The 16,810-nt window shown below is 56.5% G+C and carries 14 protein-coding genes; 1 reads left to right on the top strand and 13 read right to left on the bottom strand.

Annotated features, from left to right (window positions below):
• Nucleotides 1-276 precede the first annotated feature (276 nt).
• Nucleotides 277-771 carry a hypothetical protein gene (locus tag B0G73_RS38645; RefSeq protein ID WP_106286291.1) on the top strand — a complete coding sequence of 165 codons (495 nt, stop codon included), beginning with the start codon at nt 277-279 and terminating at the stop codon, nt 769-771.
• Here B0G73_RS38645 and B0G73_RS38640 read toward each other — a convergent pair.
• The 13 genes from B0G73_RS38640 to B0G73_RS38580 form a co-directional block, all read right to left on the bottom strand.
• Nucleotides 744-1,628, bottom strand: a complete 885-nt coding sequence (locus tag B0G73_RS38640) for an NAD(P)-dependent oxidoreductase (RefSeq protein WP_146144288.1) — start codon at nt 1,626-1,628, stop codon at nt 744-746. The two genes, B0G73_RS38645 and B0G73_RS38640, sit on opposite strands and share 28 nt — an antisense overlap.
• Before the next feature lie 74 nt (nt 1,629-1,702).
• Entirely contained in the window at nt 1,703-2,842 is a 1,140-nt protein-coding gene (locus tag B0G73_RS38635) for an NADH:flavin oxidoreductase/NADH oxidase (protein WP_106286289.1), read from the bottom strand.
• A 101-nt stretch (nt 2,843-2,943) separates the two neighbouring features.
• The gene (locus tag B0G73_RS38630; protein ID WP_106286288.1) at nt 2,944-3,816 is read right to left on the bottom strand and encodes a phytanoyl-CoA dioxygenase family protein; all 873 of its coding nucleotides are present in this window, start codon (nt 3,814-3,816) and stop codon (nt 2,944-2,946) included.
• Nucleotides 3,817-3,849: 33 nt separating this feature from the next.
• Nucleotides 3,850-5,346 carry an amidase gene (locus B0G73_RS38625; RefSeq protein WP_106286287.1) on the bottom strand — a complete coding sequence of 499 codons (1,497 nt, stop codon included), beginning with the start codon at nt 5,344-5,346 and terminating at the stop codon, nt 3,850-3,852.
• A gap of 162 nt (nt 5,347-5,508) precedes the next feature.
• Nucleotides 5,509-6,933 carry an aldehyde dehydrogenase family protein gene (locus B0G73_RS38620; RefSeq protein ID WP_106286286.1) on the bottom strand — a complete coding sequence of 475 codons (1,425 nt, stop codon included), beginning with the start codon at nt 6,931-6,933 and terminating at the stop codon, nt 5,509-5,511.
• 153 nt (nt 6,934-7,086) lie between these two features.
• Nucleotides 7,087-8,283: a serine hydrolase gene (locus B0G73_RS38615; protein ID WP_181196766.1), complete on the bottom strand. Its 1,197-nt coding sequence runs from the start codon at nt 8,281-8,283 to the stop codon at nt 7,087-7,089.
• A 39-nt stretch (nt 8,284-8,322) separates the two neighbouring features.
• Entirely contained in the window at nt 8,323-9,246 is a 924-nt protein-coding gene (locus B0G73_RS38610; RefSeq protein ID WP_258194169.1) for a PDR/VanB family oxidoreductase, read from the bottom strand.
• Nucleotides 9,247-9,435: 189 nt separating this feature from the next.
• Nucleotides 9,436-10,626, bottom strand: a complete 1,191-nt coding sequence (locus B0G73_RS38605) for an MFS transporter (RefSeq protein WP_106286283.1) — start codon at nt 10,624-10,626, stop codon at nt 9,436-9,438.
• Between the two features lie 27 nt (nt 10,627-10,653).
• Entirely contained in the window at nt 10,654-11,124 is a 471-nt protein-coding gene (locus tag B0G73_RS38600; protein WP_106286282.1) for an ester cyclase, read from the bottom strand.
• Between the two features lie 86 nt (nt 11,125-11,210).
• Nucleotides 11,211-12,404, bottom strand: coding sequence for a cytochrome P450 (locus tag B0G73_RS38595; protein WP_181196765.1), 1,194 nt, complete (start codon nt 12,402-12,404; stop codon nt 11,211-11,213).
• Nucleotides 12,397-12,927 carry a nuclear transport factor 2 family protein gene (locus tag B0G73_RS38590; protein ID WP_106286280.1) on the bottom strand — a complete coding sequence of 177 codons (531 nt, stop codon included), beginning with the start codon at nt 12,925-12,927 and terminating at the stop codon, nt 12,397-12,399. Before B0G73_RS38590 ends, B0G73_RS38595 begins: the two co-directional genes overlap by 8 nt.
• Nucleotides 12,928-13,397: 470 nt before the next feature.
• The gene (locus tag B0G73_RS38585; RefSeq protein WP_106286279.1) at nt 13,398-14,414 is read right to left on the bottom strand and encodes a YCF48-related protein; all 1,017 of its coding nucleotides are present in this window, start codon (nt 14,412-14,414) and stop codon (nt 13,398-13,400) included.
• Nucleotides 14,415-14,420: 6 nt separating this feature from the next.
• Complete coding sequence (locus B0G73_RS38580) at nt 14,421-16,781, bottom strand: RND family transporter (protein WP_106286278.1); 2,361 nt, start codon at nt 16,779-16,781, stop codon at nt 14,421-14,423.
• Nucleotides 16,782-16,810: the final 29 nt, after the last annotated feature.

Below are 16,810 nucleotides of genomic sequence, written 5' to 3'. Positions count from 1 at the left end.
CGAAGTTTGCTGCGAGCCGTTGAAGGATCGTGGTCCACTCGCTACCGCCTCGATCGCCGTGGAGGTACAACACGGTCGGGCCTTTACCGCTTCGCAGCACGTACGTGTCACAACCGCACACGGTCGTTCTCAATTCCTCAGGCTCCTGCTGCTCGATCATGATTAAGCCCTTTCCATATTTGAGCATCTTTGTCAAAACATGCCGAAGAATTCATCTTCGAGTCCGATAACGCGAGAGTCAACGTAAATAATGTCCGGGAATGAGTGATTGCAACCATGCAGACATTGAAACCCGTCACTACCTTATCGGCTGACATTTCGCCAGAGCAAGCCCTTGAAGTCACCGAGCGCGATGGCGCGATCATTATCAAGAACCTGTTTTCGCGCGAGGTGCTTGACCGGTTTTTGGCAGAGCTCAAGCCTTATACCGACGCGCGTGCCGCCGGATCGGGTTATTCCGATGCCGCTGCACTGGTAACGCTGGGCCAGAAACCCTGCCGCATCACCGGACTCGCTGCGCGCAGCGTCACGGCGGGAGAAGTGATCACGCACCCTTTGATCCTGGCCTGGGCGAAAGGTCGACGCACTGCCACCACGGTTCTGACGCCATATACCTATATCAGCATCATTTGGGCAACGCTTTTCGGATATGCCCCGTGGGGCGAAACGCTCAGTATCGTCGCGATCGCCGACATTGCACTAATCATCGGCAGCTCCATCGCCGTGGCGATGCGCAAAAATCCTCAGTTTGCTTTTGTCCAAGGCCGATAGGCATGCTCGACATCGGCCTGGGCATCACCAAAGCGTATCAACTCGTCGAAGAATCTCTGGGTCTGCTCCATCACCGGCAAGCGAAGCCCACAAGCGGCAACGGTCTCTCTATCACAAGCAGCTGCATCCACGTGCGCTGCCAATGTGGCGTATTCTGCGGGCGGCACCTCACCAGTCCGGCTTGCTGCGGACACAGTGCGCTCTAGCACTGCATCGACATTGCAACGATATCCGTGGCGCAAGGTCGCGAGAAACACGCCGAGTTCCATGCCATACGCTTCCACCAGCCGAGCCGCCTCGAAGAACGAAGCGAGCGCACCCCGATTGAATACGCATAGTGCAGCAGTTAAAGCCTTGACCGCTCCCGGCTCAGAGCCGAGGTAGCGGACAGGTCCCAATGCTGCGAGCACATGCTCGACCGCCTGGAAAACCGAGGCGTCGCCGGCATAGACAGTCAGGCCTTCCGCCGTGCCAAGGCCGTCCGGGTAGCACATCGGCATGCCGTCAAGACAACGCGCACCGCAAGCCGTACAAAACTCTGCGAATGCCTTGGCCTGAGCTGGCGTCCCGGAACACAATGGCACCACGACCCGACTCGACAGCACTCCATCCGCTCCTGCCGCTGCCAGCACTTCGCGTGCAACTTCATAGCTCTTGACAACCACGTAAATCACTTCGCTCTCGTTGAGAGCCTGTACCGGCTCGCTCGCAATATACGCACCAACAGCAAGCAGCGCAGCATCTTTACCCGGGGTACGGTTCCAGACGTGCACACGATGTCCAGCACGCAACAGCGCCATGGCCACTACGCGCCCGAGCACGCCCAAGCCGATAATCGACACATTTTCTTTCTTCATGTAACCCTCACGCGCTTCTCTCCCATCGATCTCACTACACGTCAACGCCGCGAAGCCGTGTTCTATGCAATGCTTCAACCACGGCGCAAAGGTTCGTCCTTCGCAAGTTGCCTGGCTTGATGCTCCAGGCCCCAGCGATAGCGATCCGGCCAGTTTTTGAATTCGTGCTCGGGGAACAATTCGGCATAGGCATGATGAGGCCAGTTCGGATCGTTGAGCGCCGCACGTCCAATCGCCACGAGATCGGCTTTCCCCGTTTCGATCACTTCGTTGGCCTGCACTGCATCCAAAATCAGACCTACCGCAATACTTCCAATGTCGACGCTATGTCGAACCTGCTCGGCGAATTGCGTTTGATAGCCATAACCGACAGGCAATCTATAAGGATGGGTGCGCACTCCACCCGACGAGCAATCCACCAAATCCACACCCCGCCTCTTGAGTTCGCGCGAGAACACGATGGTGTCCTCGATAGTCACGCCTTCCGGGCCCCCGGTATCGACCGCAGAGACACGGAAACACAACGGTTTCGACGTCGGCCAGACCCGGCGTACAGCCTCGACCACTTCGAGCGCCAGGCGCATGCGCCCGGCGCGATCGCCTCCGTAGCCGTCACTGCGCAGATTGGTGAGCGGCGAAAGAAATTGGCTCAGCAGATAACCATGTCCTCCATGGATCTCAATGAACTCGAAACCGGCCTGATCGGCACGCTGTGCAGCAGCCGGAAAAGCGGCCGCCACAAGAGCGAGATCGTTATCCGTCATCGATCGCGGCGCCGGCCATCCCGCGCCAACCGGCAAACCGCTCGGCGAAATCGTATCCCAACGGTCCTGCCCGGGCGTATTGAACGCTTCGTCCGACGGGCGGCTGCCAACCCAAGGCTCAGTCAAGCCCCCCTTGGCCCCGGCATGTCCAAGTTGAATTCCTGGCACCGACCCTGATTGCTTGATGACCGACGTAATGCGTTGCAGCATCGGAATATGAGCGTCGGACCAGATGCCGAGATCTTTGGGCGTGGACCGTCCTTCTGGCAGCACTGCCGTCGCTTCCGCGCATACCAGGCCAAATCCGCCGAGCGCGAATCTGCCCAGATGTGCCAGGTGAAAATCTGTCGCATAGCCCTCTTGTGCGCCGTATTGGCACATCGGCGAAACCATCAAGCGATTAGGAATAGTCACGTCGCGCACTACCAATGGATCAAAGAGGCGACTCATAAAAATGCTTTCCTAATTAAATACACGGCGCGCCAGCCAGCTTGAAAAGCACCGCCATTCGATAAATGAGATAGCACCGGGTGGCGATCCCGACACAATGATCAGCGGATCGGGCCGATTTCGAGCGCGCTCGACGCATCGCCAATCTCGTACTGCCAAAGACTGGCAAACGGTTCCTGCCCAGGCACCAGAACCTGATAAAACGAACGAAACCCCATCAACTCACGCATACGCTGAGGAAGCTGCTTTGCAAATTCTCTCGAGACCGACAGACACTGAGCCTCTCCGGGGCGGATCCAGCCTGGACAAAACGTCAACGTCATCCCGCGGCGAGCCGCACCGGAGCGATTGGCGCCAGCACCGTGCCCCACCTTTCCAGTAAAGAAAAGCGCGCTACCCGCTTTCATTTCTGCCGGCACCGAGGGCAGCACCTCGGTTAGCTCCAGCCAGTTGATTGCATGACGATGTGTACCGGGAAGAACGCGGGTTGCCCCGTTTTCTTCTGTAAAGTCAGTCAGCGCCACGAGACAGCAGCATTGAACCTCGCGGTTGTAAGGCCCCTGCAGAAACGGCGGCCAATTGCCCTCGTCTGTGTGCAGGGTTTGAGCAGGCGCGCCCGGCCAGACCTCCAACATTTGCGTAGAACACAGCTGCAAACTTTTGTCGTCAAGTGTCCGCTCCGCCCAGCCCAACAGTTGCGGCTCCAGCAACGTGTCGACCACGCCAGCGCTGCGGGCAACCAACGAAGACAGGCGACGGGTCAGGCCATCGGACTGCTTGTCGTAAGCGATTGTCGAACTCGCACCGCGGCCGTCGAGGGTCGCATCGAGTTCTGCATTGATCTGACGCACTCGTTCTGCGCTGATCAGGTTTGCTACGATTACCGCACCATCTCGCTGCGTTGCCTCGAAGATAGTTTCAATCGACGTATTCGACGGTAACGTAACGACAGGGCGAAGTTCAGGGATATACATCTAGCACTCCTCGATAAACCATTGAATAAAGAATCAATTCCTTCCGGCGCTGGTTGAAGCGTCAATCGGAGCGTCGCGGAACGTGAGAGCGGGGGGAGAAGGCGGCGGAGTGCATTGTTCAATGGCATGGCCGATCGCCAGGAGCCTGGATTCTCTCCAGGGGCGACCGAGAATGTCCATTCCGACCGGCACACCGCCATCGGCATATCCGCTAGGCAAGGTCAGTGCCGGCAGGCCGGAATTGGCGCTTAACTGACTATTGGCCCCATTCTGCGGTCCGCCAATTCGGCCCGCAGGCTGCCGTATCGTTGGAAACACCAACGCATCGAGCCCGAGCTGGTCCATCGCTTTGACAATCACTTCGCGCAGCATCCTGCGCTTGGCCACGTGCGCGTAGTATTCCTGTGTAACTCGCGAGACCGTCGCCATGGACAATCGCAGATTGTCGATCACCGCGGCGTGGCAGACCCCCGAAGCAAGCAGCGCCTGAAACGATCGGAGCGGCGACGTCGGGCGCCTGGCCAAGTATTCATCCAGATCGAACTTGAAATCCTGCACCAGTACAAGAGAGCCGCACAAGCGGTCTTTCAGCAAATCGGACAAGGCTGAAATTTCAACATCCACAATCGTCGTGCCAGCGGTCTCAATAAGATCCAGACGACGTTCGACGATTCCCGCCACCTCGTCATCTCCAGCATCGATCCGAAATAGATCCGTGAGCCTGCCTATGCGCACGTTGCGTAGTTCCGCCGTGCCAAGTGCAGCCGTGTACGTCATCGCAAGTGGAAACGTCGGCGCTTGGACGCCACCGACGTCGGTGCCTGTCAAGACGTCCAGGACAGTGGCCGCATCCTCCACCGTGCGGGCAATCGGCCCCACAACGTCTTGCGTCGACGACAGGGGCACTATCCCCTCACAGCTGATAAGTCCCTGCGTGACACGCAGGCCCACAAGACCGTTGTACGCGCTCGGGACGCCGATCGAGCCACTGGTGTCGGTGCCCAACGCGACCGCGCCAAAACCAGCGGCAAGCCCGGCCGCGGAACCGCTACTCGAACCGCCGGGATAACACTCAGGGTCGTACGGGTTGCGTACCTGGCCAAAATACGAGCCAAAACCACGGATACCGTAGCCGAACTCATGCATATTAGTCTTGGCCAGAATGATCGCCCCCGCCTGACGCAGCCGGCGAACGACTGCCGCATCAATCTCGGGCTTCCAGCCCGCGAGCAATGTACAGCCGGCCGTGGTCTGCAAGCCTGCCGTCTCAATGTTGTCCTTTATCAGCACGGGGATCCCATGCAGCGCTCCGCGCAGCACGCCATCGCGCCGTTCGGCATCCAGAGCATCTGCTTCCGCCGTCGCACGTTCGTTGATGGTAGCAATGGCATTAATCGCTGGCGCGGATTGATCGAAAGCAGTAATACGTTTCAGGTAAAGATCGACCAGTTGCCGTGCCGACAACGTCCCGTCCGTTTGTTCCGCCTGCAATCGACGGATGCTCGCCGCGGATAATCTCCAATCAATCATACCTGTGCCTTCGTCAGATTGCGGATCCTAGTCCCGTTTCGCACTGGTGCCGATTCGGATCGCGTATTGGCCGTGCAGGGGCAGCAAAACGCAGCGACACCGCAAGCCGGAATTCCGCAGCGAACAGACAGACAAGAAAACGCTCTATTCGACATTGCAGCCCTATCCTTTCTGCACCGCACGCGACCCTTCGTTTATGACCTGGATCTGTGTGAATTCGAACAGCCCTTCTTCCCCAAGCTCCGCGCCAATGCCGGACTGGCCAGAACCGACGAAGGGGGTGCCAAAGGTAATGTCGGCATGCTTGTTAACCCAGACCATGCCCGAGTCGATGCGCAGGGCAATTTCACCGGCACGCACGGCGTTTTTAGACCACACCGAGGCCCCCAATCCGAAATGCGTACCGTTAACACGGCGGATCGCGTCATCAAGATCCGTGTAACGGATAACCGGCAAGATAGGGCCGAACTGTTCCTCGTCGACGATACGGCAACCGTCTTCAATGTCCCGCACGATAGTCGGCTCAATGAAATAACCCGCACCGTCACGGACACGCCCGCCAGCGATAATATTGCCATGCAGCCGCGTATCTTCCAGTAGCGCCTTGACCCGTTCGAACTGAGCACGGTTCTGCAATGGTCCGAACTCCGTGTCGGGATCGAGCCCGTTACCAAGTCTTGCCGCGCGAGCTTTTTCAGCCAGCCCTTGGCAAACCGCATCGTAAATCGACGCATGGACATAAACACGCTTGATGCCACAACATGCTTGCCCAACGTTGATGAAGCCGAGGAAGAAAATCCCCTCGACAGCGGCCGCGACATCGGCATCTTCGAGCACCAGCGCAGGATCGTTCCCTCCCAGTTCCAACGTCACGCGCTTCAGTGACTCGGACGCCGCCGCCATGACACGCTTGCCCGTGGCGATAGACCCTGTGAACGACACTTTGCGGACGTCCGGATGCCGGGTCAGCACATCACCCAGATCGTTGTCATCTGCCACAATGTTGAGCACGCCAGGCGGTACCACATCCGCCAGCAACTCGCCGAGGCGCAAGGTAGTCAGTGGCGTCGTACCGGCCGGCTTGACGACCACGGTGTTGCCCGCGAGCAAAGCCGCGGGCAATTTGGCGCCGAGCACGTCGAACGGGTAGTTCCACGGCACGATCGCTGCCACAACCCCGAGCGGCCGGCGCAGCAATCTGACGTAGCGATCGGCGCTGTCTTCGAGTACTTTGATCGGGAGAGTCAGGGAATCGGCCGCATATCGCAGCGCACCTGCAAAGCCCCTCAATTCCCCTTCAGTGTAGGCGAGCGGCTGTCCCTGCTCCTGCGTGAGAAGCGGCGCAAGCGCCGTCACATTGTTCTCTACGACCTTGGCAATGCGCAGGAGGACTTCCCGCCGTTCGTGAATAGTCGTGTTCGACCAGGCTGGAAAGGCCGTCTTGGCGGCCTGCACTGCTTCATTGATTTGCTCGGCCGAGGCGCGTGGCGCCACATCCACCACTTCCTCGGTGGCCGGATTGAGAACCGCAGACTTTCTGGCGCCGTCGACCAGGCGGCCCCCGATCAGGAATTTAAGGTTCGACACGGATGGAATTCCTCTGATAACTCAGTGATTAAACGGGATGCGAGCGCTGCATCATATATAGCCAGGCGAGACGCAAAAATCTGTTGGAACAAGTGACCTCGTGCGATGTGTCGTCATTGCTCCGACCCGGATCATTCGTCAACATGCGGCCACTCAATAATCGATCGCGTCGGCCACTCGCTCTGCGACCCTGGCTGGCAGGCGCACAGTGAGCTCGGTGGACTGCAGCTGCGTCAGGTAAAGAAGTGTCGTCTGCTCAATCGGATCGTTGCGCCAGTGAGTGCCGAACCGTCCACTCCAACCATAGCTACCAACTTGCGCGAAGCCTACCGCCTGCTGTTGGCGAGGCAGATCATCGACGACCGAAACGCCGAGTCCGTACCCTTGGCCGGCGAAAAAATTGTGGCCAAACACCTCGCCCTGGCGCTGCGGGTCAGTCAGCCAATTGCACGTCATCAGAGCCACCGAACGGGGCGACAACAGATGGACGTCGCCTAGGCGACCGCGGCCGAGTAGCAGGTTGGCAAAGCACAGGTAATTGTCTGCTGTCGAAACCAGGCCACCGCCGCCCCCCGGGAAACGCTCTACCTTGTTCCATACGCTGAGCCCTGGGGTATCGGAAACCATACGATGACCGTCGACCCCGACGCCATAGGCGGTAGTGAAGCGCGACTGTTTGTCCGCGGGCACAAAGAAACCGGTGTCGCCCATGCCGAGAGGTTCAAAAATGGATTCACGTAAAAAAACGGCAAATGGTCGACTACTGACCCGCTCGACCAACACCCCGAGCACATCGCTCGAAACGCCGTAGCGAAAATGTTCGCCCGGCTGATCAGCGAGCGGCAAGGCTGCCAGCGCGGCCAACCATTGGTCGAGGGAACTGGTGGTATCAGTCCGAAATCTTTCCGCCTGTAATGCCCGACCAAGCGGCCCCGGCACGGTGGTGGAATAGCCCAAGCCCGCGCGGTGGCTAAGCAAGTCAAGAACGGTAATCGATCGATTGGTCGCGACCGTGTCATCAAGCTCTGCAGAGGGCGTGCGCAACACACGCGGCTGCCCAAACTCAGGCAACCAACGTTCGATTGGATCAGTCAATGCAAGCCGCCCCTGCTCTATCAACATCAAGACGGCAACCGCAGTGACTGGTTTGGTCATTGATGCGATACGGAAGATCGAGTCGCGGCGCATTGGCTTGCGTCCCTCCTCGTCCTGGTAACCTGCCACGACTACCGTCGCCACCTCGCCGCGGTGCGCCACAAGCGTCACAATGCCAGGCACGATGTCAGTTGCAACCAGATTCTCAACGTATTCTTCGACGCCTTGTAGTCGGCTCAACGATAGGCCAGTCATTCGCCCGCCCCTTTCAGATTGGAAACACATGCTGAACGATTACAGTTCCAACACCAGCCTCGCCGACTTCGCACGTGAGCAACACAGCATCATCTGGTCATTCTTTGCCTGTTCCGTACGCGTGAGATACATGTCGCGATGGTCCGGCAATCCGGCTATCACGCCCGTCGCGCAGGTGCCACACACACCCTCTTCGCAAGACATGGGGATGTCGATGCCGTGCGCAATTAGCACATCGCAAATGCTCTTGTCGGCCGGTACCACATACACGTCGCCGGTACTAGCGATTTCGACTTCGAATGCTCCGTCATCTGCCTTCCGCATCACATCCGCGGCAAAATATTCAAAGTGAACTCGTTCATCTGCCCATCCTTCTGAACGGGCGGCTCCAAGCACTGCGTCCATGAAACCCTTGGGTCCACAAACGTACAAATGCGTGTTGGCGTCGCAGCTCGATAGTTTCTTTGTAATATCCAAACGCTGCTCGGCAGCACCATCGTCAAAGTGAAACTCGACCCTGTCGCTGAAGTTGCCTTCTTTCAAGGCGGCATGGAAGGCGGTATGAGCCGGCGAGCGAGTGCAATAGTGCAATTCGAAGGGCCGGCCTTCTCGGGACAGACTTTCGGCCATGGCCAGTAACGGCGTGATACCAATTCCACCACCGATCAAAAGGGTATGGCTTGACCCGGCTGCCAGCTGAAAGTGATTACGTGGTGCACTGATCTGCACCAGATCCCCCTCAAAGAGCTTGTCAACGAGTGCGGCGGAGCCGCCGCGCGACTGGGGATCGCGCAATACAGCAATCAAATAGCGATGCGTCTCATCAGGCGAATTACATAAAGAGTACTGGCGAGCAATTCCTTCGGGCGTGTGAACGTCGATGTGTGCACCCGGCTCAAAGGCTGGCAACGATGATCGATCCACGCGAGCCAGTTCGAAAGAGGCTATTCCAAGAGCTTCCATGGTCTTCCGTGTAACGCGTACCTCGATCAAGTCAGTTCGAGTGCTCATATATGTTTACCGTAAAAGGTGGTGCGCAACACGCCCACAAAGCATCTTCGACAATGGCCAGCAAACACTCACTTGCCAAGGGCCCAATAACGGCGACCGTTGATCGCCGCAGGGACCGGAACTCCATAAAACGGGCTTAAATCACGCGACGGGAACCCGCTGCGGACGCGTTCGGCCCAATCCTGCTGCGCAGATCAGAGCCATGAAGCTCAGAACGCTGCAAATCAACGCGATTGTCACGCCTGCGCTGACATCGGAATCAGAAATAGCCAGCGACGATATTAATGGTCCAAACCCAGCCCCCAACACGACAGGCACAGCAAAAATCGACACCGCTCGCCGCCTGGGATCACAGTGCGCCGACAATGCAATCTGGAACGGCACCATGAAATAGCCTAATCCACCGAACACCAAGGAAAACATCAAGAAGCCCGGGATGGTCAGATGTCCCCATAAAACATACACGGCCTGGAGAATGTAAATAACGCTGCATACAATGAGCACCGGCAGAAACCGTACTCGATGGGCAATCATAGCTGCCAAGATTGCCCCCCCGCCCTGAAGAACAAGCGACAGGATCGCTGCGAGGTCCGAGGTGCTCTTCGGAATATTTGCCGCAGCGGTAATGGGCTCAAAGTAGATCCATAACGTGGCAGTAAACGCATTTATGAAAAACACACTGAGCAACGCCAGAATCGCTGCAAATGGCATTGTCAAATGTTCAATATTGTCGCCGGGCGTCTCAGTGGAATGCTCAATAGGGGCCATGCGCTTTGGACCATAGAGAATCGCGAAGCCAGTTACCAGCGCCGCAACACCCATACTTGCGAATACAGCATTCACGCCATATCGCGGAACCAGCACATCCGACGCCAGTGTCGAGACCACGACAGCCGACGCGACGTATGCAGCCAGATATAATCCGCTCAACCGTTCCGCACGTGCATTGCGAGCCACAAATTCGTATTGCAGCCAGATCAATATGCCGCCACCGGCTCCAGCCACCAAACGCCCGGCAATGAGCCATTCGCTGCTCAGCTGCGTGCTCCAGAAATTGCCAAACGTATTCAGCAACACGCCAATAATTGCGGTTCTACGTACATTGCTGAGAGAAAAAAAACGTGGAGCGAACAGACTTGCGAGACCAACCGACAGGTAGTCTGCCGCTGCGACATGGCTGAGTTGCACCGCGTTGACCCTGCCAGCGATCAGGAGGTCGCCATACAGGATTGGCGCAACACCCAATGCCATATAAGCAACGACCATGAGCAGCGCCATGATCAAAGTGTCGCGGTTTGTAAAAACTACTTCGCGGCTACTACTCTTATCCATCACATTGACTCCAGGTGGCCAAACGAATCACGCGGGTTCAGGCAAATGCCCGGCGCTCTCCGGGATACGGATGGCACCAACCTGCTGCAAGAAGCTGGCCGAGTCGTAGTAGCCCCAATGTTCAGTAATCTTCCCGCCACGACAGATATCGACATAGAGGCCGTGCAGTACGAGCTGTGCGCCATGAGGATCGACACCGCATAGCTTGCCAGTGATGGTGCCGCTCGACTCCCAATGCGACACTACAAACCCGTCACCCGCGCGTTGCTCGGTGATACGAGCCTGCATGTCAGGAACGCAATCCGCGAAAAGCTTCCCCCAATTGACCATCGCCTTCAGGCCCTTAAAGCCAAAGACGCCGTTGTCGTAGTTCGCGACGTCTTCCGCATAAACCTCGCCCGCTTGAGATAATTCGCGCGTGACGTTGAATATCTCGAAACCGCGCCGCGCAAGTTGTTTATTGCTTTCTTGAATTTCCAATTCGTCATTGGAGGACATTATCTCTTCTCCATCTTGATGAGTTATCTTTTTTTCACAACCTACCCTCGGCGCCGCGGAAAAAGGTGGCTCAAGGAATAGCAGTTTTACCAGCGTAAGTGCAGCGAATTGAGCGCGCCAACGACACCCGTCTTCATCCTCACGGGGTGCGCCGGATCCAGTTCGAAGTCTGGAATCTTGCTTAACAGAACCTGGGTGTACGTCATCAACTCCAGCTTGGCAAGGTTGGCGCCAGGGCAGCGATGGGGTCCAGCGCCAAATGTCAAGTGCTCTTTCCCATTGCGGTCCAACAATACCTCTCCCGGGCTCTCAAAGACTTCCTCGTCCAAATTGTGCAGAACAAACGGCGCGCATACGATATCTCCTTTCAGAAGCGTTACCCCACCCATCTCCACATCCTGTGTCAGCTCACGGCCCCCCGCGATCGTCACATAGCGCCGCAGAACCTCGTCGATGGCTGTGGTCAGAAGTTTAGGGTTTTCAATCAGAGCTTTGCGATCCGCAGGGTAACGAGCCAGGTGGTAAGTGAGAAAGCCAAGATTGGCGGAGACCGTATCAAGCCCGGCGAACAGCACGTCACGCGCAACAGCCATTGCATCGTCAAACGTCATATTCTGATCGAAAATCGGTTCAGCAAAGATGCGGCTGAACGCGTCCTCGCCGGGCGACTCCATACAACGCCGCACAAACGGTTCCAGGTACGAGTTCGCGATATCGAGCATCTCTTCCTCACTCATGCTCTGGTCCTTGCGAACAATCTGCGATCCAAGCGGACGCAGGCGCTGCCAATCCTCCACGGGCAACCCGGCAAAGGCCAAGAACAATTTGATCGACAACGGTTCTGCAATTTCGGTCAGTACTTCGCAATGTCCTTTATCGATTACCTTATCGATCAGTTCTGCCGCCAACTCGCGTATCGGTTCCAGCATGGCCATCACATGCTTCGGACCTAAACCACGGCTGACCGCACGCTTGAACTCCGTGTGCTCGGGCGCATCGAGTTGCAAAGGGATCAGCTTGAAATGCTGTGAATCCGACTTTGGAATAATCACGCCGCTACTGGAGAACCGCAGTGCATCGGTCCAGATTTCCTTGATGTGTACGGCGCGAGTAGCAATCCAATGGCCGCCATTGTGCGGCGTCCACAAAAAATCCTTACCAGGTTGTCGTACTGCCAGCCATGCCTCGTGGAAATCGTCCTCACCGCCCGGAACGTTGTAAATGTCAAGATCAACGACGTTATCCTTCGGTACGTTCGCCGGAATTGTGTACTCACTCATTTCCTTCTCCATGGATATTGCTGAAAGCCGCCCAATGTTGATAGACCAGGTCATGGGGCGCCCAATCACCGCGTGGCCCTGGATATTTCTTACTGTTGCTTGGCTGCTCGATCACCCAATCCAGCACGAATGTCCGGTGACTGAACTTCCAAATGCCGTTTCGGCGCTCGAACCGGTCCAGATACCGACCACCCGACAAGTTATCCATCGGCACGCCATCAATGAGCTGCGTAGCAACACACAGGCAGTAGCATTCCCCTATCGCCTCATCACCTCGAACGGCAAATAATTCATTGGAGAACTGGTGATAGGTGCGTACCTTCGCGCGTACCCAGCCGATCGCCAAGTCAACGAATTCGGATGCGGGCCCGGTGTAGCTACCCGATACGACCGTTGCGTCGGGGTGGTAAGCAGAGGCAAACAACCCCGCATCGCCACGATCGGCCGCGCGCCCGTAGAGCGTAACAAGCTCATGCAGAGCCTGCTTACTCAGCAACTGGTCAAACGTAGAATCTTTTTCCATATATTTTTACTGTTTCCACAAAGCCGGCGGCCGCTGCAACGATGAACAATTCAGGCATTGACGCTGAAATCGGCCTCGATCAATTGCCTGCTGCACGATCCAAACCCAGCAACCCAAACGACCCCCAATCCCTGCCTCCGGCAATTCTCTCGAAGGTTCCGAACATGAAATTAGTCATGTCAAGTATTGAAGCAAACATTGTCAGGTTCAACGTAAATAATGTCATGCTTTTCGGAAGCGATAGAGCCCAAATACTTGGGCCAACAGACATCGATTGGATATGGATCCAGCCGATTTTCCATTGGCACCATTAATTTTTTTCAGGCACGCCCCGCATGCCTCGTCACAACCAAATCAGTCTCCAAGACGATGCAATTAAGTTGACAAGCACAATCGGAAACGGGATCGACTTCGTTCATCCAGCCAATATTGAGCTGAACGGATAGCCGTTTTGCGCATCATGAACTCAATCAAGGCTGCTCGACACCATTTTCGGTAAACACGAGAGGGGTGCCCTGGTGAGTCGCGATAACGGCAGTCGCGGTGCTACGGTCCGCGCGAGGCGTCGCGGTAAAGGTAGCGCCATCGTCGTGGCTGAGTAGCGAACTACCGTCCAAGCCGACTGCAATGACGCTGCCGTCCGTTAGCTGAGTCATCGCGGTTATTGAACCTTTGCTGCTTGTATCGACTTCCTTCCATGTGCTGCCAAAGTCTGTGCTACGCAATATGTGGCCTCGCACGCCGGCGACCAACAGCACGCCACCACGCAAGCTCAACCCAGTCCACAGCGTGGCCGGCGACATCGTTAACAGGGGCTGCCACGATTGACCCGCATCGTCGGATCGGTAGACGGTTCCTCGCTCCGCCGTCATGAACAACTGCCCGCGCGCTCCGGCGAAGATACAGAACAGGCTGTAGTCAGCATGAGCCGCACCGGATGCAGCAGGTAACTTTATTTTTTGCCACGTTTTTCCGCCGTCTTCGGTACGCAACAGCAAGGACCAAAGTCCGCCCGCGATACCGACTTTTTTATCCTTGAACCAGACACCAAAGAGCGGCTGATCGACAGTGTAGTCTTCACGTTGAACCGTCCAAGTCTCCCCACCATCGGTACTGTGCAGAATCGTGCCTCCGTGGCCTACGGCCCAACCCTCGTTTTCGTCCACGAAACTCACCGCAGCGAGCGTAGCGCGGCGTGGCACCGCCCTGGCCTGACGAAAGCTCTTGCCGTCGTCATCGGACAGCAGCACAACGCCGTGGTCCCCCACCGCGACTATGCGCTTGCCGGCCCGTGTGACGCCGAGCATCATTGCCTGGCTGGCCCATGGGCTCGTCACCGCCGGGCGCAAATCAATGCCTGCGGGGTTGGCCGGTGCAGCGGACTGCGCGGCGCCGATTTGCCAAAATAACGAAAACAAGGCAGCACCGACCTGCAGCAAGCAAATACCCGCGAGTCGCCGTGATTGTCGAAAAAACCGATGGCTCATGATAATTCAGTGAGTAAGGATGGATGGAGAATGGACTGGACCCCGGCGCGGAATCAGCAACTCCAGCACAACCGCCAGCGCAGGCAGAGCTGTAAACGCCATCACCAAATTGACGATAAACATGAAGGCAAGCAAGATGCCCATATCAGCCTGGAATTTCAAGGCCGAGAACGACCAGGTCGAGACACCAATGGCAAGCGTAATGGCGGTAAAAATGGTGGCCATGCCTTCGAACTCCAACGCTCGCCGCATCGCAATCTCGATCGGATCTCCGTCCGCCATATGCATCTGCAATCGGTTGTAGATGTACAGTGCGTAATCAACTCCAATACCTACTGCCAACACCATGACAGGCAAGGTCGCCACCGTAAGCCCGATCTGCAATTCCTTCATGAACCAATAACCAATGAAAGTACCGATGGTTAATGGCAGGCAACATGCAATGGTTGCGCGAATATCACGGTAAACCACCAGTACCAGCGCTACAATCGCAGCATAGACATAAAGCAACATCGGCAACTCACTTCGTTCCAGTTCGTCGTCAATAGCGGCCTGGACCCCTGCGTTGCCCGACGCAAGAGAAATTTTCACGTCGGGTCTGGGATTTTCTGCGCGGAACTTTTTAACCACATCGACTACCCGCTTGATCGTGACTGCCTTGTGGTCAGTCAGGAAGAAGTTAACCGCGCTCATACGGCAATCCGGGCTCACGTAGCCACGGTTACGGGCGATCTCGGCGGCCATTGAGCCGAGATTTACCGCATCGATCGGGATCACCGCCATCTTCGGATTACCTTCGTTATAACCTGCGCTATAGCCACGCAGCCGAGTAGCAAAGGCATCCACGCCACGAATACCCGACGTGTGCCCCACCTGCCAAATGAAGTCGTCCTGATGCCGCGGTACTTCGACGTTGTCACATGAATTTGGCGGCGATTCGAAAACGATCGTGAGCCAATCCAGCCCTGTGTCGTAGCCATTGGCAATCGCTACCGCATCGCGATTGAAGCGTGAATCGGACCGTAGCTCGGGCGCTCCGGCCTGCAGCGTCCCTACAATACGGTCCCGGCTTTGCCAGATTGACGTTGCCAGGAGAAGCATTGACAGTACAGTGACGATGATGGCATTGCGAGGTCGAGCGATGACGGCCAATGCCTTGATCAGATGCAAACGTTTCTCACGCCGCAGCATCGTTTTCTCTGCGAAGGATTGGTCAAAATGAAAATATGACGCCAGCAGAGGCAACATCATCAGGTTCGTGATGATCTTATAGCCGACACCGAGCGAAGCCGTGATTGCCAACTCGCGGATCATCGGGATTGGGATTAGCAGAAGCGTTATGAACGAGACGAACGCGGTGATCAACGCAAGCATTCCCGGGATCAACAGCCCAGCGAAGCTATTGCGCGCAGCTTCCATTGTCGTCTTGCCCTGACCAAGACCGCGTACGATGAAATTGATCTGCTGTACGCCATGAGAGACACCGATGGCAAATACTAGAAATGGTACGAGTACACCTAGCGGGTCCAATCCCACGCCCATCAGTTTCAGTGTGCCGAATTGCCATACCAGCGATGTCATCGAACAAAGCAATGGAAGTAACATCAGGCGTACCGAACGGCAATACCAATAAACCGCGAGCGCAGTCAGGAACACCGCGATCGCGCAGAACTTGAGCACCGCCGAGGCGCCCTCCGATATATCGCCTATCTGCTTGGCAAACCCGATGATCTGAATCTCGAAGTCCTTGTCCTCGAACTTTTTGCGTATTTGATTTTCGATCAGTTTGTTATAGATGACGTAATCTAGCTTCTCTCCATCGGCGGTTCGATCGTTGAGGTCGGCAACAATCATGGCGCTCGTCTGATCTCGCGACACCAGGGTACCAACGTAGCCACCGACACGGGAGAGCCGGGCGGTGTTGGCGATCACTGTATCGTTAAGCTCTGCGGGGGTCACCGTTCCTGGGATGAGAGGATCGGCGCGAAAACCATCTTCTGTGATTTCGTTGACGAAGGTGTTGGGGGTCCAAAGCGACTGCACGCCCAAACGGTCGATGTAGGGCAGAAAAGTCACCGCTTGGGTCACGTCGTATAGCCGCGTAAGCCCCTGTTTTGTAAAGATGGTGCCCTTGCGAGCTTTGACGACAAAGGTCAACCGATTTGCGCCGAACAACTGAGCACGGTATTTGAGAAACGTCTGAATGTACTCATGGCCAGTCGGCAACTGTTTGTCAAAGCCCGCCTCCATGCGAAGCTGCGCTCCGAACCAGCCTAACACGATCGTTATTCCGAGCAGTCCCACCAAAAACGGAGAGCGCCAGCGGAACAGAAATGTTTCGAGATTTTTGACAAGGAATTTCAGCATAGACTCAACCAGCGAATGATGTTGCGCGC

Origin of the sequence: Paraburkholderia sp. BL25I1N1 (genome assembly GCF_003002025.1) — a bacterium.
Classification (GTDB): Bacteria; Pseudomonadota; Gammaproteobacteria; order Burkholderiales; family Burkholderiaceae; genus Paraburkholderia.
This window is presented reverse-complemented; position numbering and strand designations above follow the sequence as displayed.